This is a genomic window from Streptomyces sp. NPDC046203 (assembly GCF_040646255.1).
Classification (GTDB): Bacteria; Actinomycetota; Actinomycetes; order Streptomycetales; family Streptomycetaceae; genus Streptomyces.
Map to the genome: position 1 here is coordinate 200,674 of NZ_JBEYZX010000005.1, position 21,557 is coordinate 222,230.

At 69.3% G+C, this 21,557-nt stretch carries 13 protein-coding genes and 2 pseudogenes; 7 read left to right on the forward strand and 8 right to left on the reverse strand.

Features of this window, described 5'->3' with window-relative positions; all coding sequences use genetic code 11:
- Nucleotides 1–89: 89 nt before the first annotated feature.
- The 3 genes from ABZ990_RS06555 to ABZ990_RS06565 are packed head-to-tail and all read right to left on the reverse strand — an operon-like array spanning nt 90 to nt 6,750.
- Nucleotides 90–1,982 (reverse strand): DUF1998 domain-containing protein, encoded by a 1,893-nt coding sequence (locus tag ABZ990_RS06555; protein ID WP_361226235.1) that lies wholly within the window; start codon nt 1,980–1,982, stop codon nt 90–92.
- Entirely contained in the window at nt 1,979–5,137 is a 3,159-nt protein-coding gene (locus ABZ990_RS06560) for a helicase-related protein (protein WP_361226237.1), read from the reverse strand. Before ABZ990_RS06560 ends, ABZ990_RS06555 begins: the two co-directional genes overlap by 4 nt.
- Nucleotides 5,134–6,750 carry an NERD domain-containing protein gene (locus ABZ990_RS06565; RefSeq protein ID WP_361226239.1) on the reverse strand — a complete coding sequence of 539 codons (1,617 nt, stop codon included), beginning with the start codon at nt 6,748–6,750 and terminating at the stop codon, nt 5,134–5,136. The genes ABZ990_RS06560 and ABZ990_RS06565 overlap by 4 nt, the downstream gene beginning before the upstream one ends.
- A gap of 704 nt (nt 6,751–7,454) precedes the next feature.
- On the opposite strand from ABZ990_RS06565, the pseudogene ABZ990_RS06570 reads away from it, so the two are divergent.
- The 4 genes and pseudogenes from ABZ990_RS06570 to ABZ990_RS06585 all read left to right on the forward strand — a co-directional run.
- A pseudogene (locus tag ABZ990_RS06570) lies at nt 7,455–8,114 on the forward strand (sigma-70 family RNA polymerase sigma factor); the annotation flags it as partial.
- Between the two features lie 306 nt (nt 8,115–8,420).
- A pseudogene (locus tag ABZ990_RS06575) lies at nt 8,421–10,328 on the forward strand (transcriptional regulator); the annotation flags it as partial.
- A 110-nt stretch (nt 10,329–10,438) separates the two neighbouring features.
- Nucleotides 10,439–11,317, forward strand: a complete 879-nt coding sequence (locus ABZ990_RS06580; RefSeq protein ID WP_361226242.1) for a hypothetical protein — start codon at nt 10,439–10,441, stop codon at nt 11,315–11,317.
- Nucleotides 11,314–12,201: a DUF6339 family protein gene (locus ABZ990_RS06585; RefSeq protein ID WP_361226245.1), complete on the forward strand. Its 888-nt coding sequence runs from the start codon at nt 11,314–11,316 to the stop codon at nt 12,199–12,201. The genes ABZ990_RS06580 and ABZ990_RS06585 overlap by 4 nt, the downstream gene beginning before the upstream one ends.
- Here ABZ990_RS06585 and ABZ990_RS06590 read toward each other — a convergent pair.
- Together ABZ990_RS06590 and ABZ990_RS06595 are read right to left on the reverse strand one after the other, a co-directional pair.
- A complete protein-coding gene (locus ABZ990_RS06590) occupies nt 12,170–13,480 on the reverse strand; it encodes a DNA cytosine methyltransferase (protein ID WP_361226247.1) in 1,311 nt (436 codons plus the stop codon). The genes ABZ990_RS06585 and ABZ990_RS06590 overlap by 32 nt on opposite strands.
- Nucleotides 13,481–13,505: 25 nt before the next feature.
- Nucleotides 13,506–13,655 carry a hypothetical protein gene (locus ABZ990_RS06595; RefSeq protein ID WP_361226250.1) on the reverse strand — a complete coding sequence of 50 codons (150 nt, stop codon included), beginning with the start codon at nt 13,653–13,655 and terminating at the stop codon, nt 13,506–13,508.
- 484 nt (nt 13,656–14,139) lie between these two features.
- Here ABZ990_RS06595 and ABZ990_RS06600 point away from each other — a divergent pair, with 484 nt between their 5' ends.
- Nucleotides 14,140–16,161, forward strand: coding sequence for a thioredoxin domain-containing protein (locus ABZ990_RS06600; RefSeq protein WP_361226253.1), 2,022 nt, complete (start codon nt 14,140–14,142; stop codon nt 16,159–16,161).
- Between the two features lie 104 nt (nt 16,162–16,265).
- On the opposite strand, the gene ABZ990_RS06605 is transcribed toward ABZ990_RS06600, so the two are convergent.
- Nucleotides 16,266–17,180, reverse strand: a complete 915-nt coding sequence (locus tag ABZ990_RS06605; RefSeq protein WP_361226255.1) for an LCP family protein — start codon at nt 17,178–17,180, stop codon at nt 16,266–16,268.
- A gap of 691 nt (nt 17,181–17,871) precedes the next feature.
- Between ABZ990_RS06605 and ABZ990_RS06610 the strand changes: the two genes are divergently transcribed.
- Nucleotides 17,872–18,105, forward strand: coding sequence for a chaplin (locus ABZ990_RS06610; protein ID WP_361226257.1), 234 nt, complete (start codon nt 17,872–17,874; stop codon nt 18,103–18,105).
- Between the two features lie 436 nt (nt 18,106–18,541).
- A complete protein-coding gene (locus ABZ990_RS06615; protein WP_361226403.1) occupies nt 18,542–19,627 on the forward strand; it encodes a hypothetical protein in 1,086 nt (361 codons plus the stop codon).
- Between the two features lie 13 nt (nt 19,628–19,640).
- Here the strand turns inward: ABZ990_RS06615 and ABZ990_RS06620 are convergent, their stop codons facing one another.
- Nucleotides 19,641–20,762, reverse strand: a complete 1,122-nt coding sequence (locus tag ABZ990_RS06620) for a GNAT family N-acetyltransferase (RefSeq protein ID WP_361226406.1) — start codon at nt 20,760–20,762, stop codon at nt 19,641–19,643.
- Nucleotides 20,763–20,821: 59 nt separating this feature from the next.
- The gene (locus tag ABZ990_RS06625) at nt 20,822–21,547 is read right to left on the reverse strand and encodes a lipopolysaccharide biosynthesis protein (protein ID WP_361226258.1); all 726 of its coding nucleotides are present in this window, start codon (nt 21,545–21,547) and stop codon (nt 20,822–20,824) included.
- Between the last annotated feature and the right edge of the window lie 10 nt (nt 21,548–21,557).

The following is a 21,557-nucleotide window of genomic DNA, read 5'->3' on the forward strand; positions in this document are numbered from 1 at the left end:
AGGAGGACCGGTGACGACATGGCGTCCCCGAAACGGCAGTTCGACCACCGTCCTTTGGTCGCCCCCGAGCTCGAGAAGCGAAGGGAATTTCATGACCCTTCCACTGCCTTGGCCGACTCCAGCAGGGCCGCCCGCAGTACCTCCTGGAAGAAGCCGGGGACCTCGTTGCCGCCGATCAGCAGAGTCCGATCCAGGAGAGAGTTGTCGATCTCGCAGCAGGTCTCCGGGAGCAAGGTGCAGGCGTGGCATGCCGCGCGGTTCAGGTTGGCCAACGACCGGCCCGTCGAGTCGGCGCACAGTGGGTCCTGCGAACACCACTGGGCCGACTCGAGCAGGCGGATCAGCGTCTCCCCCAGATACGGTGGTCGACCCTGACGGACGAGCCCTCCGAGGGTCCCTTCGGAATCCCCGGCGGCCGTGTAGATGAACACGCCGGCCTGCGGCGGGTATGTGCTGTCCGTGGGGTGGCTCCGCGCGTAGACGCGCTCTCGCAATGATGCCGCGTTGTAGCCGCTGTCGTAGGACAGCTGGCGGATGAAGTGGTGGGCCAGCGTGTGCAGCATGACGAAGCGCGGCAGCAGCACGGGGCCGGCCTTGTCCCTCAGCCGGTCGACCTTGAAGGAAGCGTCCAGGTCCCGCGCGATCCGGTGGGTCCAGCGGCGGACCGGTTCGAGTCGTTCCCAGGTGCTCAGGCGTTCCTCGTCCAGGGAGACGAAAATCCCTTCGCCGTAGGTCTCCACGGCGGGCAACCACTTCGCCCGCCTCGCAGTGTCGACCGAGACGAGTCGACCGCCCTCGTCACTGTCGCCGGAGCTGGGTTCGTAACGGGAGAAACCTTCGAGTGCCCGGACCTCGCGTACCTTGTCCGCCACGACGACGGAGGCGACCCTCCGATCCAGCTCCTGCATCGAGTGCGGGGCGGTGCCTGCGATGTCGAGACGCGTCCGGTGCACGGAGAACGTCTTCGACTCGGGCACGGACTCCGGATCGGAGAACGCCGCCCATTCGGCGATGCTGAGATGCTCGTCCGAACCGAACGGCGACGACGGGGTGCCCTGCGAGGAGGCGCGGCGCCCGATTGCTTCGACGAACTCCTCGGAAACTCCGCATTCGACGGCGATGATGGCCCGGAAGTTGTCGGCGATCGGACTGCCATGGTGGTCCCGGTAGTCGGGCCAGAAACGGCTGTCGACGACCGCTTGGATCGCGGGATCGCGCTCCGAAAGGTCTCTCGGGGCCGGGATGTCGATCGCGGAGTGGACGACCGGGAAGTAGACGTTGGCAGCACCACGCTGTACTGCCTGAGGGGTCTCCTCACAGGATTCCGGTTCGTCGGTCTCGTACTGCCAGGGATGGGTCCCGGGGCAGTTCATGCCCAACCTCCGCAGGACGTTCTTGTGGCTGACTCCTGAGAGATCTCGCTGGGCGCCGCAGGTCTCGCACACGATGTGCAGGGCCTCGAGACCGGACGATTCGGGAGTGGCGCGGAACCGGAGCCGACCGGACCGGCACTGTCGTTGGTCGTGTCCCTCGCCCGCCGAATGAGCCCAGCGAAACCAGTTGATGTCGGCCACGTGACCGGCCCGACAGACTTGGATGAAACGCATGGGCGCCAGTTTCGGCCGGTCTGGGCAGCGCCCGCAGGTGGGAACCCGGTCCCTCTCTTCGAGTGAGGTCTTCCAGAACGCCATCGCCCGACAGACGGGACAGAAGAGCCACTTGGGGAAACGCACGTACGTGGGCCCGTTGCGGCTGGTGTAGGCAGCCTTTCCCGACGGGACGACGGGAGCCGCACGGAAGCCGTCCACACGCAGTTTTGCCGCGAGCCGGGGGGACTCCACCCGTTCGGCGGACTTGGCCCAGCTGCGGATGTCCGCGGCCACGAACGATTCGCCCCGGAGGTCGATGATCCCGCCGACCCCGAACGGAACGATGGTCTGCGTTCTACGGACCTTGCGACGGATGTCCTTCACAGCGTTCACGCCCCCCTGACGACGACGAGGCAATCGCGGTCGACATTGCGCATGGATTGGGCCGTCTCCCACAGACCCCCATGCTTGCCGAAGTCGGTCAGGAGGGAGCCGAACATGCGGCCCTGGGGACGGTAGTACAGCCGTCTGCCTTCGCCCCGCGCGCTCTCGGCCTCGTGTTGCCACTCGTCGATCAGCTTGTCCAAGTGCTCCGCCGTGGCTTCGGCCTCGTCCGGGTCGGCACGCCGCACATGGTCGACGATGAGGTCCCGGATCCGGGCGACCTCGTCCACGTGCTCCAGGATCTCGCCGGCCTTGTTCTCGGCGGCGAGCCCGATCCCGTGGCGCACAAGGATGGTGAGCACGGCGTGCAGGGCGCGCTCGCGAGACGGGAGCGACCACGGGGTGACGCTGGTGGGTTCGACGTGCCGGTAGAGCGAACGGTGGTAGACGCCGAACGACTCGTAATGGGAGCGGTCGCGAGGCTTGGTCGATCGGAACAACGTGACGATCAGACCCGGTACGTCGCGTCGGCCCACGCGACTGGTGGCCTGGATGTACTCGGAGGTCGTCTTGGGCTGTCCGTTCATGAGCATCAGGCCGAGTCGGGGAACGTCGACACCGACCGACAGCATGTTGGTGGTGGCGAGGAAGGAGACACTGCCCTGTTCCCCGAACCGCCTCCCCAGCCGATCGAGCAGCCGCGGTTGGTCGGCTCGCGAGACGTTGCTGGTGAGCTCGACCACCGAGTCGTCGTCCAGCCGGCGGCGTCGGGATTCGTCCTTGGTCAGGTGTTCCAGCCGGGCCGGGATGTCGTCCCTGGCGATCGTGACGGTCCGACCGAGTTCCCTGAGGCTGTTGTGGTACGCCACCATGGTCCAGTAGGCGTCCCGCCGTGCCTCGTCGTCTCCCAGATCCATCGGTGCCTGGAGGCCGGCGGCGCCCACGTGGACGGTCGCTGTCGAAGCGGTGTGGCCCTGGGCCATCACACCGATGTACAGGCGCCCGGGCTTCTCGCCGTCGGGGGAGGCGAAGTAGGAGCGCCCCGCCTCGAGACCCGCAGGTGGGAACAGTTGCACGGGACGACCGTAGAGGCTTCGGATCTGGTCCTGTGAGCGCCGGATCGTCGCCGTGGACGCAATGACCTTCGGCGCCGTGCCCTGCCAGGAACAGAGTTCGAGGACGGCGGATTCGTACAGGCCGACCGTGGTCCCCAGAGGACCCGCCAGCAGGTGCAACTCGTCCTGGATCACCAGGGACGGCGCCCGCCTGCCGTCCCTGCCGAACAGATTGCCGGCCTCGGACTCCCAAGCCAGACGGGCGAACTTGTCCACGGTGCCGAGCAGGAAGGTCGGCGGTTTCCGATAGATCTGCTCGTCCACCACGGCGACTGGTAGCCGATCGTGGAAGACACACGCCTGCCGCGGACAGAAGAACCAGGTCTCGACCCCGTCCGCGTGGATGCCGAAGTCCTGTCCCTGACCACCGCGTTCAGGGACGATCTCGGTGCCGCACCAGGGGCAGCGCTCCAACAGGAAGCGGTCGTCCGGTTCGGGCGATTGCTTCAGGGCGTCGAGTTCCTGTTCGGCGGTGGAGATCCAGTTGGGCGTCGTCTCCTGGCCGACCCAGAGTCCGATACTGATGGGCTCCTGCCCGAGGTCGTGGCGCAGCTCACCGTCGTGCCCGGCTCTGATGTACTCCAGCGCGCATATCGCGGTGGCCGTTCGCTGGAACTGCTGTGTGGTCAGCAGACTGAGCGTGTACCGGCTCAGCACTGTGGTGCCGCCGCCCGCGACACCGTACTGGAGCCGGCGGCGGAGGATCTCGAAACAGGCGGTGAGCAGGTAGGTCTCGGTCTTTCCGCCGCCGGTCGGAAACCAGATGAGGTCGACCGTCCGTCGGTCCTCGTGGTCCGGGATCATCAGGCTCTCCACCACGAGCAGGAAGTAGGCGAGCTGGAACGGGTGCCAGGCGTAGTCGGTGGGAGGCTCGGTGAGCTCGACCACCTCGGTGTTCCTGCGCCTGCGACTGCCCGCCAGCTCGGGGCGGCTGTGGAGCATCTGGAGTGCCATGGCCCGGTTGGCCAGGCGGAAGGCCTCCCGAGCTCGCTCCCCGGTGGGCGTCGACGAGGTGAGTGCGGTAACCCCGGAGGCCATCCGGTCGAGCGCCGCGCCGATTCGGCCCAGCAGGCGCCCGGCAGGAGCGGAAGCCCACCGAGGCAACGACTCGGCCTCGGACTGCTGGGTCTCGAACCACTTGCGATACCCGAGGACGAACGAGTTCAGCCCGTCACGCAGATCCTCGACCGTGAGCTCGGGATTCGACAGGTGCGCGAGGTTGAGTACCGGCAGGTCCCGGGGGCCGTCGGGCTTGATGTGCGCGACGATCTGCTCCGGCATGACCTCCGTGCGCAGGGTGGTCACGGGCCCGGAGCTGTCGTCCCATACGACGGCACATCCGTGTCCCACGGCGCGGGTGATGATGTGCCGGTACTGGACGCGCAGTTCTTGCTCCTCCTCGTCCCGGCTGTTGAGGCGGGTGCTGGGATATTCGAGTATGGTGCCGCCGCTCGTGGTGGCGCGGAGCGAGACCTGGAAGAGCATCAGCTCCCGGTCCTTGTAGCGGCTTTCCTCCTCCTTGTGCGCGTTGGACAGTACGCAGGTGACGAGATGCCCGGCGCCGAAGCGGCGCCAGCGGACGTGGAGCAGGCCGTGTCCGTCCAGGCAGGAGACCGGCGAGTCGGATCCGGGCTCCACACTCTCGGTCGTAGACAGCCGAGGCCGGCGCTGCCAGCTGCGCCGCCCGCCCTCACGGAGCGTCAGGTAGCGCGAGGCCTCGCAGACGACCTCGATCCGGCGGGCGTCGGTGAAGAAGGAGAAGCCGAGCGAGGAAGGGAGCCAGGCGTTGGCCTCGGCGACGGGGTCGTCGGCGAAGCCGTCCTCCTCGCCCGACCCGGCCGCGGACTCTCCGAAGCTTTCCTCGCCCTCGACCACCGCGTGTTCGAGCATGGAGGAACCGCGCGGGTACAGCGTGCCCATCAGGTAGCGGCGGTCCGGCGGATCGACGAGGTGCTCCTCCTCCGCGGGCCCGGGGCCGACGAGTTGACGGCGAAGGTAGGAGACATAGGTGTCCCGGTGGGCGGAGAGCGACGGCTCGGCATCGGTCACTTCGGTGCTCCTCCTCGCGTGATGGTGGCCATTCCGAGATCGCCCAGTCTCTTCCTGACGCCTGGTCGACATGCGACCCAGAGCTGGGCGCGAGCCCTGGTGCAGGCGACGTAGAGCGCGTCGAGCCGGCCGTCCAGGTGCTCGGGATCGAGGTCGATCAGACAGACGACGTGGTTCTCATGACCCTTGAAGTCGGTGACGGACGACCACGTGAGCCTGCGCCCGGTACGAGCGGAGCCGACCACTTCGGTGAAGTGCTCGATCTTGGACGCGCGCCGGGACAAGCGGGCGGAGCTCGATTCCCAGTCGCCTGCGACCGACAGCAGCGTGATGTCCTGTGGCGAGACCTCCTGCTGAAGGAGGTCGGCCACGTAGGCATCGAGGAGCGCGGCCTCGTCGCGGACGTCCTGGACGTTCTGGAACAAGGGGCGCTCCCCTTCACCGGCCGAGGCGACACCCAGGTCGGCGCCCGTGTACGCCTGGACCTCCTTGACGATCTGCACGGTGTTGCGGCAGTTGCGCTTCAGCGGCCCGTACACCGTGCCCAAGCCGCGCAGGTAGTCCCATGCCTCGTGGTCGAAGGACGTCGGAGCGAGTAGCTGGTTGTTCTGATCCAGCATGAAGGTCCATCGCCCCTGCTCGAGCCCGCCTGCCGACAGACCGTCCAGGACACCGAGACCGTCGAAGGTCATCAGGTCCTGGGCCTCGTCGACGATCAGATGGTCGAAGGTCCGCCCCTGGGCCTCCGCCAACCGATCGAACGGCAGGACGGTGACCGGGTGGTCGGAGAGGATCTCGGCCAGGTGGGTGGTCAGGGTGGGGTTCACGGCGGTGAAGAGGACGCTGCCGGTGGTGGAGCTGCGTCGTGCCGCCTCGGCTGCGAGGAATGTCTTCCCGGTGCCGGCGCCTCCGGTCCAGATGAGACGGGGGTTCGACTCCAGTTCGTCGAGCCTGTCCATTTGCTCCTCGGTGAGGCGCTCGAAAGTCACGTCCAGGTCCGTCAACCGGGCACGCAGGTTCGGGACGAGGTCAAAGTCCGGGCGTATCGCCTTGAGCATCTTCTCGCGCAGAGGTGCCGGTACGGGGGTCTTTGCCCACCAGTTGCGTGCGCGCCAGAAGCGAGCGGCTCGGGCGATGCCCTCGGCCAGCCCGCGACCGCCGTCGTAGGCCTTGCTTCCAAGGTACTGTTCGGGCTCGAACTCGGTGGTCCGGCCGAGATCGACATCCGGCGTGATCACCAGGTATCCGCTCGGGACCCCCAGCGTGCGCAGGTCGCCGACCCGCTCGCCGAGCTGTCGCTCGAACGCGTGCATGCCGCCGCTGGCCTGCGTGAAGGGGCTCTCCCCGGAGCGCTCTTCGGCACCGGATGGCCCGTAGTACCACTTGCCGTCCTGCTGGCGGACCCGGCCGCCCTTGACCTCGATGAAGAGCAGCAGCTCCGGCATGATGACGACGAAGTCGATCTCACCGACGCGCTTTCGGGCGTGCCGTGGGAGGTGGACCGAGTGCAGCGCGACGCTCCGGGCGTCCGGGATCGCCTTGAGCGCCGCGAAGACGCTGCGCTCCGCCCGGCTGCGCGTGCTGCTCGAGACCTCGCTCGGGATGATCCGCATCAACTCTCCCCCACCTGCACCGACAGATCCTCAACATACCGACTTCCGGTCTTCGGGCGCGGGCCGCGGTGAGCAGCCGCTGGCAGTAGTGGCCGGTTGAGTGATGGACTACGGGCGGACACGGACGAGCGGACGAGGCGATCATGGTGGACGGTGGTGGATCAGGTGGGCGCGTGCATGACATCGATTGGGCCTTCCTCGCCGGTTTGATCGGTCGGTTCGAAGCGGAAGGGGCGGACGCCATGTCCGCGCTGGCGCAGGTGGTGAGGGCCGCGCGCCTCGACGAGGAACAGGCTGTCCATCTGTGGAGAGCAGTCGCCAGTAGTCGGATGGGCCCCGACCCCGACCCCGACGAGGGCGACCGGCCCGGGGCCGGGCCGGTCGAACCGTCCGAAACAGCGTTCGTCGAAGAGGTGGAGGACACCGCCCGTTTTGGTCTCGATGACCAGGAGGAGACTCCGGACCTCGACCAGTTCCGGGGGACGGTGCGTGTCCACGACCTGGATTCGGCACGTCGCCTGGCCCGGGCGGTGCTTCGCGCCGATCGAAGGCGCCCGGATCCCGATACGCATCTGCTGAGCGCGGAGGAGGAGGTGGGGCTCTCCCTTCTCTTTCGCGACGGTATCGCGGCGGAGGAAGAACTGCCGGAGGGTTACGTCGCTTCCCTTGCGCGCGATGGCGAGCCGTATCAGGCCTTTTCCGCGATGGTCGCCCACAATCGCCGGTTGGTCGTGAAGACTGCGTTGACGCTCGGATATCGGGCGGACCACTCCGATCACGAGGATCTCGTACAGCATGGCACGATCGGTCTGATCCGGGCTGTGGAGAAGTTCGACATCTCCGTAGGGTGCAAGTTCTCCACCTACGCCACCTGGTGGATCCGTCAACGTATCACTCGGGCAGTGGCCGATGAAGGGTCGATCATCCGTCTTCCGGTCTATATCTGGACCGAGATCGACAAGCTCCGGCGGAGAGAGCGGGAGTTCCTCGAGCGAGGAGTCCGGCCGACCGCCCTCGATCTCTCGCTCGCCTGTGACCTGCCCCTGAAGAAGGTGACCGAGTACCTGCGGCTCGGCCGACGAACGGTCTTTTCGATGGACCAGCCCGCCGGTGAGGGTGTGACGCTCGGACAGTTGATGGTCGTGGACACGGCATCGGTCCCGGGGCCGGAGCATGCGCTGTGGTCGCGGTTCCAACGCCAGGAGTTTCTCCAGTGGTTCGAGGAATGCGGACTGGGGCAGCGGGACCGCGAGGTGCTGTTTCTGAGGTTCGGATTCGCCGACGGCCGGCAGTGGACCTTGGACGAAATCGGCAAGAGGTTCAATGTCACACGCGAGCGTATTCGGCAGATCGAGAGTAGGGCGCTGAAGGACCTCGGGATCCTGCTTGGCCTGCGGCCGGACAATGCAGCCTCCGAGCGGCGGCGGTTGAAAGCGGCCGCGAAGCGGGCGGCTCTCGAACAGGCCGCACGGGATGCAACTCCGAGGCGTTGTGGCATGGTCGACAAAGCGGAAGTAAAGTGCAGTTCCGAGGGGAGAGAGGGAACGGTGACCTCGAAGCAGACCGAGTCGGGTCCGCAGGCGGCCGGGCCGGAAGGCGAACACGGTTTCGATGCCGCGGGCCCCAGGGTGCCGATGTCGCCGACCGCGGCGGAGGATTCTTCGGGCGGCTCCGGTGTGCCGCCCGTCTGGTATCACCGTCCCGGTCACAAGGACGGGGGGCGGGAGTTCGGCAACGCGGCCGCGTTCGCATTCGAGGCGGATCTGGAGGTACTGGCACGCGAAGCCACGCAGAACAGCCTGGACGAGCGTGATCGGCGGAACGACCGTCCGGTAAGGGTCCGCTACACGCTCCACGAGCTGACCGGGGACCACCTGGTTCGATTCCGCGACGCGATCCGGTGGGACGACCTCAGGCCGCACTACGAGGCTGCCGCCGCACAGGACCAGAAGGTGGGACGGGTCATCAGCGCAGGTCTGCGCGAGATGTCCGAGGGGCAACGGCTGGTCCTGCTTCGTATCGACGACTTCAATGCGAGTGGGCTGACCGGCGACGACTACGAGGACGGCCGGTTCGCCGCCGTGGTCCGACGTCAGCTCGACAGCCGGAAGACGGACGCCTCGGCCGGTGGCTCGTACGGCCTCGGAAAGGCAACCCTCTGGGCCACCAGTCGGCTCGGCCTTGTGCTCATGAACTCGACACTCTCCGAACCGCACGAGGGGCGCACCAGGCGCCGGCTGATCGGACGGCTCGACCTGCCGTGGCGAGAGGTGGCCGGTGAGAGATTCGCGGGTCCTGCCTGGCTTGGGCAGCCCGACCCCGCGGCGGAGAACACGAGTGTCGTCCGCTCCTGGTGGGCGGACGAGGAGACGACAGAACGCCTGCACCTCACCAGGGAGCACGACGATCCTGGGACGTCCTTTCTGATCGTAGGGGCGCATGACGTGGCAAGCCTCGTCGGTGCGCGACCGGACGATGACGGCGACCCGAGTGACGACGAGGACAGTCTGGAGCGCATGCATCAGCGTCTGGTCGGTGCGCTGGGGCGCAATTTCTGGGCCGCGATGGCGACGGGAGGGGATCGTCCCCCACTTCTGGAGGCGTCGGTCCGAACGCTGCGCAACGGTGTGGCGCACATGACGGAGGAGCGGGTCGATCCCCAGTTGCACCAGCCCGCTCGTACCCGTGCGCTCCAAGCATTCCTGGCCGGTACCACGGTGGACCGGCTCACCGCGGCGGGGCAGGTGGCTCTCACCACGGTGCGCTTGAACCTCCCTGAACGGGAGGGCCTCGCCGGCACTGCGGGCGAGCACCGAGCGGTGCTGTTGGTCACCGATGCCACGGACGCGGACGGCAGGATCAATCAGGTGACCGCGATGCGCGGAAACCGCATGACGGTCAAGACCAGCAGGGTGCCGGGACTCCCTGTCGGGACCAACCCGTTCCAGGCAGTGCTGCTCGCGGGCAGGGCGGCGGGGGAGAACGCGCCGTTCGCCGTCGAGGCGGAGGAACTCCTGCGCGCCTCGGAGCCGCCGGAGCACAACAAGTGGGGTCAGACCGACGAACTGAGAACGCGCTACTCGCCCTCGGCGCACCGGCGGATCGCGGCGATGACGTGGGAGATCAACAAGGCGGTGCAGCAGCTCGTGGCGGTCACCAGGAAGGACAAGCGCGACGGCGCGAGCAGGGTGAGCAAACGGCTGAAGATCTCCGGCAAGCCCGCTGTCAAGGCCAGGGGTACGGTGACGCCGCCGAGGCTCGATGATCTGGAAACCGTCATCGACCCCTCCGGTGCCTGGCAGATCACGGCTGTGGTCAAGGTGTCTCCGGGAGAGGAGGCGTGGGCCATGAGACCCGTGGCGAAGGTGGAAGTGCGTTCCGGTCCGAAACCGTTGGTTCGATGGTCCGAGCTGGTAGCCGTCAGCAACTGTGAACTGGTGGACGGTGTGCTGCATTTCGCGCCGGGTGCGCGCCGCGCGGTGTTCCGCGGCGTCACCGACGTGTCGACGCATCCGGTACGAGCCGGGCTGGCCGGACTCGTCGTCGAACTTCAGGAGAGCAAGGAGACCGAGGCATGAGGGCCTACGCCTACCCCCGGTTGACTGGCCCGGTGACGACCAGGGTCACCGCGGTCCGACTGAGTGGTCCGGGCGACAGCCGGGAACATTTGGAGTCCCGAGGGTGGTCGGTGGTCGAGCAGGTCGTCGCGCTCGGCATGGCGGAGCGGGACGACTGGCACACGGCCAGGCTCTCGCTTGCCGTGACGGTGCCTGCTCGGGAGATCGGGACGAAGAAGCACTGGTCGGACGTCGCCGTCGTCGCCGTACTGACGGAGGGGACCACCAATGCCCGGACGGTGGCCCGGCTGGCGCCCGGCATCGATGGCGGCCCGGAATGGACCGGGGAGATCGAACTCGACCGGGACAGTCACGTCGATCGGGCGTCCCTCACCGTGCACGTGGTTGCCACGGTGGGAGGTGTAGCAGGCAGAATCATCGGGTCCACCGAGCGGGAGTGGCTCGTCGATGTGAGCTCCGATGCGCCGCTGAGAGATCGCCAACTGGATGTCACCACTGTGAGTTTCGCCCGTGGCAAGGAGTGGTTGAGGCCCTTCAGGGAAGTTCCCTGGATAGTGGACGTATCCGGGCGGATGCCAGCTGTGCGTCTGAACTCCGACTTCGAGGGTTTCGCGGCACTCGTTCAGAGCCCGGGTTCGAAGATGGAGACCATGGTGGGCGAGATGCTGCTGGCGCAGATGTGCGCGGAGGTGTGGGCGGCGGTGTTCCATACGGCCATCGGAGACCTGGAGATCGAGGAGGACGGGACTCCGCTCTTTCCACCGGACTGGCGGGGTGCGGTGCTCCGCGAGATGCTCCCGGACATCGTGCCCGGGCGATCGGCTGAGGCGGCTCTGCGCGAAGTCCACAACAGGCGTGTCGGCCAGGGGAGCTGGATCGATTTGCAGCCTCGGATCCAGTATGCCGCGGCTCGTCGCGCTGATGTTCCCAAGGCCTTGATCTCTGCTGTCCGTGATATCGAACGATTCGAGCAGGAGACCCACGCATGACCTCTCGACCGGAGCACCTGCCGGAGCGGCTTGCTGTGATCTCCGATGCGCAGGCTTCCGAGTACCTGACGGCAGGAGTGCTCGAGGGGCAGGACGACGTTCGTTCCATCGCCCTGAACAAAGCGGCGGAGCCGCTGCCCGGCAATGACGTGCGGGGGGAGTTGTACCGTGTCCGGGACCTGGTCGACGACGCGATGACCATGTTCCGCTCCGAACGCCCGACGGCGGCTGACGCGTGGCTGGCGCCGAGGCTCCACGAAACCCTTCGGCTGACTCGGAGGGAAGCTGCGGAGAAGGGATTTTGGACCTACTTGGCGCTCGGTGTGGCGCCCGACTACGTCGTGTGGCGTCACCTGCCGGACCCGAAGGCCGACGGGTCACCCCGAGCCGTGGCCCGGGACAGGTTCATCGGTCCGCACTACAAGCAGGCATTCGCCAGGCTGTGGTGGACAGCCGAGCTGTTCCGTGACGGCCTGGACTATCGGCCTGTCGTCGTGGCCTGCGGTAACCAGGACATGCTCAATTCCGCGGTGCGGCTCGATGTCATCGATCACCGCCCGACCGCTCAGGCTCTGGTCCGACTCCTGGAGCGGGGAACGGTGCGGACAGGGCGAGAGGTCAATGCGTTGATGCCGGCGATCAACGCCGCAGCGGCCACCCTGATGTACGACGTAGTCGCCCCCGACGTCGATCGTGACGGAGAGGCCGTGCGTGAGTGGATCGAGGGAGCGGATTCCGCCCTGCCTGCTCCGCGGGGAGCCTTGCCGAACGGGCCAGAGGAGGAACGGGTTCCGGGCGACGCGGTGCGGTACCTGGTCGCCCACTTCGAGGAACTGTTCGCCGATGTGTCCGTCAGAGGGAAGGCTTCCGGCGAGGCCGGCTGACCTTATGGCTGTTCTCGGGGCATCGGGTCCGGTCGCCGCATCCGATGTCACGTAGCCGAGCAGTCACGTCGGGGCTCACCTCTTGCCAGGTCGCGGAGCCCGCCAACTGTGTGTCCGAAGGGGCAACGTCGTGCAGCGCATGGCTGAGTACGTGCATGCCGAGCCGGGGTGGCACGGCGTTTCCGACTTGCTGTGCCTGGTCATTTCCCGACCAGGGGAAGTTGTGTGGGAAAGTCTGAAGCACTCCGGACTCGGCGATCGTGAAGCGATCGAATTTGTTCTCTTCGTAATCCGTTTGCGTCCGGTAGATCTTGTTTCGGGACACTTTTCCGGTGACGGTGAAGGCAGGTTCGGAAGACAACCGCCGGCCGCGCTTTTTCGAGTCGCCGTTGGAGCCGTAGTTGGATACGACGAAGAACTTCGTCCGGCCCCTGGAGCGGAACCTGGACATGTCGACCGACGAACCCGGCAGTGCGTCAGCGGCATCGAGCGCCTTCGCCATGGAGACCCAGTCGTTTGCGGGACCGCGATCGATCGCGAATGCCTCTTTTTGCGCCTTCTTTCCTCTTCCGCGACGCAGGTCGAAGGGACGGTGCGTCGTACTGGGTTGTGAGACGGCACCGGAGCCCACGAGGCGCGCGACGAGCACAGCTCGAGTGCGCGTCTGCGGGACCCCGAACTGCTCAGTCTTCAACTCCCAACAATCCGCCTCGTACTTGACGCCTCCGAGTCGTCCCTCGCCGCTCCGTAGAAGTTGGGCGTAGACGTCCCACAAGGGCAGCACCGCGGGCACCTGTTCCAGGACGATCACTCGATACGGATCGCGGCCCTCGGTTTCTATCGCCTTGAGCAGCCAACGGAGGGGTTCCAGCACCAGTGCGGTACGTGGGTCCACGTTCATGGAGTGCAGGTCTTCGTCGATCCGGGCTTCTTCCTCGCCGGAGACGAGTCGGCGGATGAACTCCTTCACCGTGTCGAGTGCTGCCCTTCCGGTACCACGCCCGGCCACAGAGAAGGACTGGCACGGGGGGCCGCCGGCCAAGACGTCCACGGACTGGGGGATCTCGTCGAAGCGTGTCTGGCGCATGACGCTGACATCGGCGTGGAACGTCGGCAGACCGGCCGCATAACGGGTTTCGCAGGCGTTCCGATCCCATTCGATGCCGACACTCTTGTACCCCAGGAAATGCGCGGCCACATCAAGCCCGCCGGGACCCGCGAAGAGGTCCAGGACGCGGACTCCAGTGAGAGGGTCGATCTGTGTTCCTGGGCTGCTCATGGGGCTGAAGTCTATCCGGCCGTCGCTACGACGACGCCGGTGCGTCGATCGGCTGTACGGCTGGCTCGGCCGCCGTGCCGCGGTTGTCCTGGCGACTCATCCGGGCCGAGCACTCGGGGCTGGAGGCAAGGGAGGAGGCGATCGAGGGCAGCACCAGGATCGCGAAGACCAGCACGACACCGGCAGTGCCGCCGGAACCGTTTGCCGCCCGGCAGCCGAGAGAACCGACGGCGTCGGCGGCGGGGACGGTGAGCAGTCAGGCCGCCATCATCCGGCGGACACGACATGTCGGCGGACCTCGGTGCCCCTCTTGCCCGGGCCTGAACCAGCGGCGACGTGGGTGGCGGAGAGCGTGTGGTCGAGGTCGGTGACGGAAGGATCGTCGTTGCAGAGGTCGGCTCGCCCGGCACGCCCTGCGGCGATTCGATCTCCCACGTGCCCTTGCCAAGCGTTCTGATCCACGGCCGTCGCGACGGCCACGGTGGCGAAAGTGATCGTGCTCGTCGCGCGCCCGCCCGTGTGGCACAGACGAGGGCGGGCGCTTCACCTGACGGCCGTGGTGATGCAGAGCACGGCGAACGCTCGACCGCTGAGGGGTGGGCCCGGTCGGAGCCGCACATGTCGTGGCTTGGAAGGGTTGATCGTGTAACGATGCTTGTATGAACCGGCTGGCTGGTGTGACCTCGCCCTATCTGCTGCAGCACGCGGACAATCCGGTCGACTGGTGGCCCTGGACCCCCGAGGCGTTCGCCGAGGCGAGACGGCGGGATGTGCCCGTTCTGCTGTCGGTCGGCTACTCGGCGTGTCACTGGTGTCATGTGATGGCCGACGAGTCCTTCGCGGACGAGGCCACCGCCGCGCTGATCAACGAGAGCTTCGTCGCCGTCAAGGTCGACCGCGAGGAGCGGCCCGACATCGACGCCGTCTACATGGAGGCCGTGCAGGCCGCCACCGGGCAGGGCGGCTGGCCCATGACCGTGTTCCTCACCCCCGACGCCGAGCCCTTCTACTTCGGCACCTACTTCCCGCCCGAGGCCCGGCACGGGATGCCGTCGTTCACCGATGTCCTCGACGGGGTCGCCCGTGCCTGGACCGAGCGGCGCGACGAGGTCGGCGAGGTGGCCGGGAAGATCGTGAAGGATCTGGCGGAGCGCTCCCTCGCGTACGGTGGCGCGGGCGTTCCCGGTGACGCGGAGCTGGGGCAGGCGCTGCTCGGGCTCACCCGGGAGTACGACCCCCGCAGTGGCGGCTTCGGCGGCGCGCCCAAGTTCCCGCCGTCGATGGTGCTGGAGTTCCTGCTGCGCCATCATGCCCGCACCGGCGCCGAAGGCGCCCTCCAGATGGCCTCCGACACCTGCGAGGCGATGGCCCGCGGCGGCATCTACGACCAGCTCGGCGGCGGCTTCGCCCGCTACGCCGTGGGTCGTGACTGGACGGTGCCGCACTTCGAGAAGATGCTGTACGACAACGCGCTGCTGTGCCGCGTGTACGCGCACCTGTGGCGGACGACCGGCAGCGAACTGGCCCGCCGCGTCGCGCTGGAGACCGCCGACTTCATGGTGCGCGAACTGCGCACCCCCGAGGGCGGTTTCGCCTCCGCGCTCGACGCCGACTCGGACGACGGCACCGGCCGGCACGTCGAGGGCGCCTTCTATGTGTGGACGCCCGAGCAGCTCACGGCCGTCCTCGGCGAGGACGACGGCGCCTATGCCGCCCGCTACTTCGGCGTCACCCCCGAGGGCACCTTCGAGCAGGGCAGCTCCGTGCTCCAGCTCCCGCAGGACGCCGGCGTCGCCGACGCCGCGCGGATCGCCGGTATCCGGGAACGGCTGCTCGCCGCGCGCGACGAGCGCCCGCGGCCCGGCCGCGACGACAAGATCGTCGCCGCCTGGAACGGTCTCGCCGTCGCCGCGCTCGCCGAGACCGGCGCTCTGCTCGACCGCCCCGACCTGGTCGAACGCGCGACCGAGGCCGCCGATCTGCTGGTCCGGCTGCACCTCGGCGACGGCGCCCGGCTCACCCGTACCTCCAAGGACGGCCGCGCGGGCACCAACGCCGGGGTCCTGGAGGACTACGGCGACGTCGCCGAGGGCTTCCTGGCCCTCGCGTCCGTGACGGGCGAGGGCGTGTGGCTGGAGTTCGCCGGGCTGCTGCTCGACATCGTCCTCGACCAGTTCCGGGGCGAGGGCGGCGCGCTGTACGACACCGCCCACGACGCCGAGCGGCTGATCCGCCGCCCCCAGGACCCCACCGACAACGCCACCCCGTCCGGCTGGACCGCCGCGGCCGGCGCGCTCCTCACGTACGCGGCGCACACCGGATCCGCCCCGCACCGCGCCGCCGCCGAGGAGGCCCTGGGCGTGGTCAAGGCGCTCGGGCCGCGCGCGCCCCGGTTCATCGGCTGGGGTCTCGCCGTCGCCGAGGCGCTGCGCGACGGGCCGCGCGAGATCGCCGTCGTCGGCGACCCCGGCGACGAGGACTTCGCCGCCCTGCGCCGTACCGCCCTGCTGGCCGGTGCCCCCGGCGCGGTCCTCGCCGCGGGGCGGCCCGGCGGCGAGGAGTTCCCGCTGCTTGCGGACCGTCCGCTGGTCGACGGCCGGGCCACCGCCTACGTCTGCCGGCACTTCGTGTGCGACGCGCCGGTGACCGGCCCGGGGGAGCTGGCGCACCGGCTCGCGTAGGGCCGAGGGGTCCCAGGGGCCTCATGGGCCTCATGGACCTCATGGATCTCAGGGGTCCCCGAGGCCCATGAGATCCAGAGGGCGAGTGATACGGGGGTACGGCGCTACGCGCACACCAGCGTCCCGCCTCCGACCGGCCGGTACTCGCCGAGGCCCTGCGGGATGTTGTTGGGGGTGGCGGCCGCGAGCTTCGGGAGGGGGCGGTCGGCGCGCAGGGCCGCGAAGACCTGGGCGGCCTGCCGCTTGTCCCAGGCGAGGGTGGAGCCGACGCCCTCGATGTCGGGGTTGAAGCCGCTGATGGGCACGACCGCGAACTCGGTACGGGCCGGCGGCAGGTTCTTCAACCGGCCCGCCAGCTGGACGAGTTCGACCGCCGTGATCCCGCGTTCGCCCTGGTTCGTGCCGCCGCGCAGGGTCGTGGCGAAGGCGCGCAGCGCGTCGGGGCTGTTCAACAGCCCGCGACGCAGGGTGTGATGAAGGTTGGCGAGGAACTTCTGCTGTTTCTGGATGCGCCCGAAGTCCATCTTGCCGTCCGCGCGCCGTGACCTGACGTACTGGAGAGCCGCGCCGCCGTGCAGCGCCGTGGTGCCCGGGGCCAGATCGATGCCGGTCACCGGGTCCTTGAGGCGGTTCGGGGTGCAGACGGGGACACCCCCCTTGACGGCGTCGACCGTGTCCATGAAGCGGCGGAAGTCGACTTCGAGATAGCGGTCCACCGGCACCTTGGTCATCGCCTCGACGGTCCGGATGGTGAAGGCCGGACCGCCCTCCTTCCAGGCGTTGTTGATCTTCGCGGGGTGCGCGCCGTGCCGGTCGCCGGTGCCTCGGTCGACATGTCCGGCCGGGAAGCGGGCGAGGGAGTCGCGCGGCAGGCTCACCACGCTCACGCGGTCGCCTGCGGCGGAGACGTGCATCAGCATCATCACGTCGGTGCAGGCGCACTCGTGGTGGCCGAGGCGGTAGCGCTCCTTCTCGTCGTCGGTCAGCCCCGCGCGGGAGTCCAGGCCGACGACGAGCACGTTCAGTCCCTCTTTCGGGGACGGCAGACCGGGTGGCGCGGCGGCGATGGCGCCGCCCGTGCCGAGTACGAGGAGAGCCGTCGTGAGGAGGAGCAGACGCCTTTTCCGGGTGGGCGGACGGGGCGGCGGACAGGAATGCGAATTGGTGTGCGAATCGATCGAGGGATGCGTGTGTGGGGGGAAGGAGGGGAAGGTCATGAGCGAAACGTTAATTCGGGCACTCTCGCACGCGGATACGCCACGCGACATGCGCTGTTCGAATCACTCTCCCGTGACAGCTGTGCCATGATGCCCGAACCTCAGCGGAAGGAGCCGAAAATGGCGCCCGATCCCGGGAAATGGGAGCGGATGGCCTTCATTCCGAAGAGCCGTGATGTGGCGGACCCCTCGGCCGCCCAACGTGAGTCGTTCCCCCTCTACTCCTCCCTGGCCCGCCAGTGGGCCGACTCCGGGCGGGCGGTGCCCGGAGTCCCGGACCGGGAGTGGGAAAGGCTGAAGAATACCCCTATCTGGCCGCATTGACGGGGGAATTCGACCGGTCAAAGGGGTGAATGGGCAGGTCGCGGCGTGGCGTCTTTCCTTCGCCGTGGCAGTGTCCTGATGAATCGTGTGGTGGGAGGCGGGGCACATCGTGCGCCCGCACGTCACGAGATCCGTGCATTCACTTCCGCCGCGGAAAGGATCAGACGAAATGAAGTGCAAGAAGGCCGCCGTCGTCGTCGCCGGTCTCCTGATGGCCCTGGGCACCGCCGCTCCCGCGATGGCCGACGCGGAGGCCGAGGGCTTCGCGATCGGCTCGCCGGGCGTCCTGTCGGGCAATGTCATCCAGGTCCCGGTCGAGTTGGAGGCCAACGTCTGTGGCGACAGCATCGACATCCTCGCCCTGCTGAACCCGGCCGGGGGCACTTTCTGCTTCAACGACTGACGGCCGCGCCGGACGGAGGCCGGCCCCGGGAAGCGCTCACCGCGCTTCCCGGGGCCGGCCTCTTCCGTGTCCGTGGCCGCGTCCGCGTACGTGCCCCGCCCGGACCCCTCCCTCGCAAAGGAACCCCATGCTCCAGCGGAAGCGAAGAATTCCGGGCGGATGGCCGGGGGTGCTCACCACCGCACTCCTCGCCGTCTGTCCCCTCGCGTGGTCGCCCCCGGCCTCGGGGAGCACCACCCCCGGGCCCCCGCCCGCCCTGACTCCCGCCCCCGCCCCCGTGTCCCTCGCCCCCGTGTCCGCCGCCCCTGTGTCCGCCGCGCCCGCGCCTGTCGGGCCCGTTCCGGGGGCCGCTCCCGGCGGCGTACCCACGGCGGCGGCGCCCGGGTACGTCTCCAGGCCCGCGCTCGCACCCGCACCCGCACCCGCACCCGCGTCGGTGCTGTCCACGGTGCCTCCGATGGCCCCCGCACCCGGGACGGATCCCGCCGCGACCATGGGCGCCTTCCTGGAGTCCGGGCCGGCCGGCGTGGCCTGGCTCCGCATGCTCGGGGACTGGCTCGGCGGCCGGGAGCTGCGGGTCGCGCACACCTATCTGCCCGGCGAGGTCTGGGCCGGCATCGAGGGTCCGGTCGCCCTCCTCGCCCCGTGGGCCCGCTGGCGCGCCGAACGTGCCGACCGGCTGCTCGTCCTCAACGTCCCGATGCTGGACGGCAGCGAACTGCGCGTCCCCGACCGGGAGGTGGCCCGCCGGCTCCGGTGGGGTGCCGCCGGGGCCAACGACGAGCATTTCCGCGTTCTGGCCCGGCGGCTGGTCGCGTTGGGCGCCCCGGACGCCGAGATCGTCCTCGGCTGGGAGATGAACGGCACGACGTACACGCACCGTTGTGCCCCCGACCCGGTGGCGTGGAAGCGGTACTGGAGCCGCGTCGTGACCGTGATGCGCGGGGTGCCGGGAGCGCGGTTCCGCTTCGACTTCGCGCCGAGCCGCGGCCTGGACGCCATCCCGTGGACGGAGTGCTATCCCGGGGACGACGTCGTCGACGTCCTCGGCATGGACTCCTACGACCAGCCGGCCGGCGCGCCGTTCGACCGGCACGTGAACGAGCCGTACGGCCTCCAGGCACAGGTCGACTTCGCGGCCCTGCACCGCAAGCCGGTCGCGTACCCGGAGTGGGGCCTGTTCCGCAACGGGGACAACCCCGAGTACATGCGCCGGATGCTGGAGTGGATGACCCGGCACCGGCCCGTCTACCACACCATCACCGACTACTGCCCGCATGGCGTCTGGCAGTGCGGCGCCAACCCCCGTTCCTCGCGCGTCTTTCAGCAGATGCTGTACGCGGCCCGGCCGCAGCGACCCGCACCCACGTCCAGGCCCGCACCGGCGCCCGTTTCCAGGCCCGGACCCTCGGCCCCCAGGCCCGGACCCTCGGCCTCCAGGCCCGTTTCCAGACCCGCACCCGCTCGGACCCCCGTGCCCGTCGCCGGCTCTCTCATCCCCCAGGGGGTCCGACACCCCTAGGAATCCAGGGAGTTCAGTCCGTCCCGGCGCCCCGCAGGCCCACCCGCCGGACCGCCCGGCCCAGCCACTCCCGCTCCTGTGCCTGCCGGGCCGCCCAGCGCCGACCGAGCGCGGCGCCCGCTCGCGCCCACAGCAGCGGGGCCGCGCCGGAACCGGCAAGCAATAGACGCTGGTTGGGGACGGTCTCGGGGCGCCAGTGGTGTTTGTACGGTTCGGTGCCGCGCAGCATGCTCAGCGTGGCCCGGCCGTTCCCGTCCGCCTCCCGGGCCCCGTGGCGCAGCAGCATCGCGGCCACGTCGACCTTGCGGTCCCGCAGCGCCGGGTCGGCCCCGTACAGATAGCCGCCCGCGAAGCGCGGCGAGACCAGCGTGAGGTCCGCGCACACCACGGCGCCGTCCAGCCGGAACTCGGTCACCATCGCCTCCCCGCGCTCCACCATCGGCCGCACCGCCCGCGACAGGTGCCGGGCGAAGCGTCCGCTCGTGTGCTCGGCGGTCACCCCGCGCCCCCGCCACTGGAGTCGGTGCAGCGTCAGCAGCCGGTCGAGCGCGCCCTGGACCTCGGGCCCCGGCACGACCCGGGTGTCGATGCCGAGCGCGTCCATCTTCCGGAACTTCGCCCGCATCCGCTGCGCCTTGCCCGACGGGATGCGTCGGAGCAGGTCCTCCATCGGTACGGCCGGCAGCTCCAGGCAGTCCGAGTCGGGCAGTCGCAGGCGTGGGCCGCGCCACGCCGCGTAGATCCGCTCGGCCGCCGCCCCGGGCCGTACCTCGCGCAGATCGAGCACCGTGCCGCGCGCCGCGCCGGCCAGCGCGGCGGCCAGCGCGGGCACCGCCTCCGGGCAGTCGTCGTCGACGAGAACATCGGTGAAGTCGGTGATGGCGCCGCCCAGTTGGGTCAGCGGAGACAAGGGTCCACCCGCCCGCATCAGGGGAGCGGCGCCGACCAGGGTGCCGTCGGCGCGCCGGACCAGAACCACCCGCAGGGCACCCGGCCGGCCGTACGACAGCCACCAGGAGTACAGCCACGCGTGCGACTGGAACGGCGTCGCCGTCGCGCAACGCCCGTACAGCGCACGCCACTCGGCGCCGAGGAGGCGGAACACCTCCGGGTTCCGGCAGACTTCGGCCCGCATCCCGCCGGCCTCCCGCGCTTCACCGGCCCGCACGGTGCTTCCTCTCCCCTCGCCGCCCCTCACACCGTCTCCGGTTCCGGCTGCTGTACGGCCGAGGCGGCTGAGGCCGCCGACGGCGCCGGGACGGCGACCGGGGCCGCGCCCGGCCGCCGCCCGTCACCGGCGGCGCCCCGCCCCGCCGCCCGCTTCGGCCGGACGAGCAGCCCGAGACCGCCGAGCAGTCCGCCCGCGCAGGCCCCGACCAGCGCCGCGAGGCGGGGCGACGGCGACACCGGCGCGGTCGGCTTCGTCGCCCGCGCGAACTCCACCACGCGCACCCCGGTGTTCGCGGCGACCCGGGTGCTGTCGAGGACGAGCGCCCGGGCCACGCTGTCCGCCATCGCCACGGCCTTCGCCGGCTTCGGCGACCGCGCCGTGATCGAGACCATCGGCGCGTCCGGCGAGGTCTCCGCCCGCACGCTGGAACGCAGCGTCGCGACCGGGACGCCCGCCCAGCCCTGGGCGCCGCCGGTCACCGCGAGGTCCGTGGCCACCCGCCCGTACGCCTGGGCGAAGCCGAGCGCCGCCGCCGGATCCGCCTTCTGGTCCGGCACGACGAGGACGTAACTGGTCGCGGCGTACTGCGGGGTCTTCACGACGCCGTAGCCGCCGCCCGCCGCCGCGCCCGCCAGCACGGCGGCCGGCAGCACCATCCAGCGGGCGAGGGGGAGAAGGCGGGGCCGGGCGGTCGTTCGGGGGGTGCTGGGGGTGCCGGGGGTGCTTGGCGTGCTCGGGGTGCTCGTCATTAGGGTGGCT

Bases quoted from the DNA above. Each gene is read 5' to 3' on its own strand.
- ABZ990_RS06565 (WP_361226239.1), bottom strand. From the start codon at position 6,750: ATGCGGATCATCCCGAGCGAGGTCTCGAGCAGCACGCGCAGCCGGGCG.
- ABZ990_RS06585 (WP_361226245.1), top strand. From the start codon at position 11,314: ATGACCTCTCGACCGGAGCACCTGCCGGAGCGGCTTGCTGTGATCTCC.
- ABZ990_RS06590 (WP_361226247.1), bottom strand. From the start codon at position 13,480: ATGAGCAGCCCAGGAACACAGATCGACCCTCTCACTGGAGTCCGCGTC.
- ABZ990_RS06600 (WP_361226253.1), top strand. From the start codon at position 14,140: ATGAACCGGCTGGCTGGTGTGACCTCGCCCTATCTGCTGCAGCACGCG.
- ABZ990_RS06610 (WP_361226257.1), top strand. From the start codon at position 17,872: ATGAAGTGCAAGAAGGCCGCCGTCGTCGTCGCCGGTCTCCTGATGGCC.
- ABZ990_RS06620 (WP_361226406.1), bottom strand. From the start codon at position 20,762: ATGCGGGCCGAAGTCTGCCGGAACCCGGAGGTGTTCCGCCTCCTCGGC.
- ABZ990_RS06625 (WP_361226258.1), bottom strand. From the start codon at position 21,547: ATGACGAGCACCCCGAGCACGCCAAGCACCCCCGGCACCCCCAGCACC.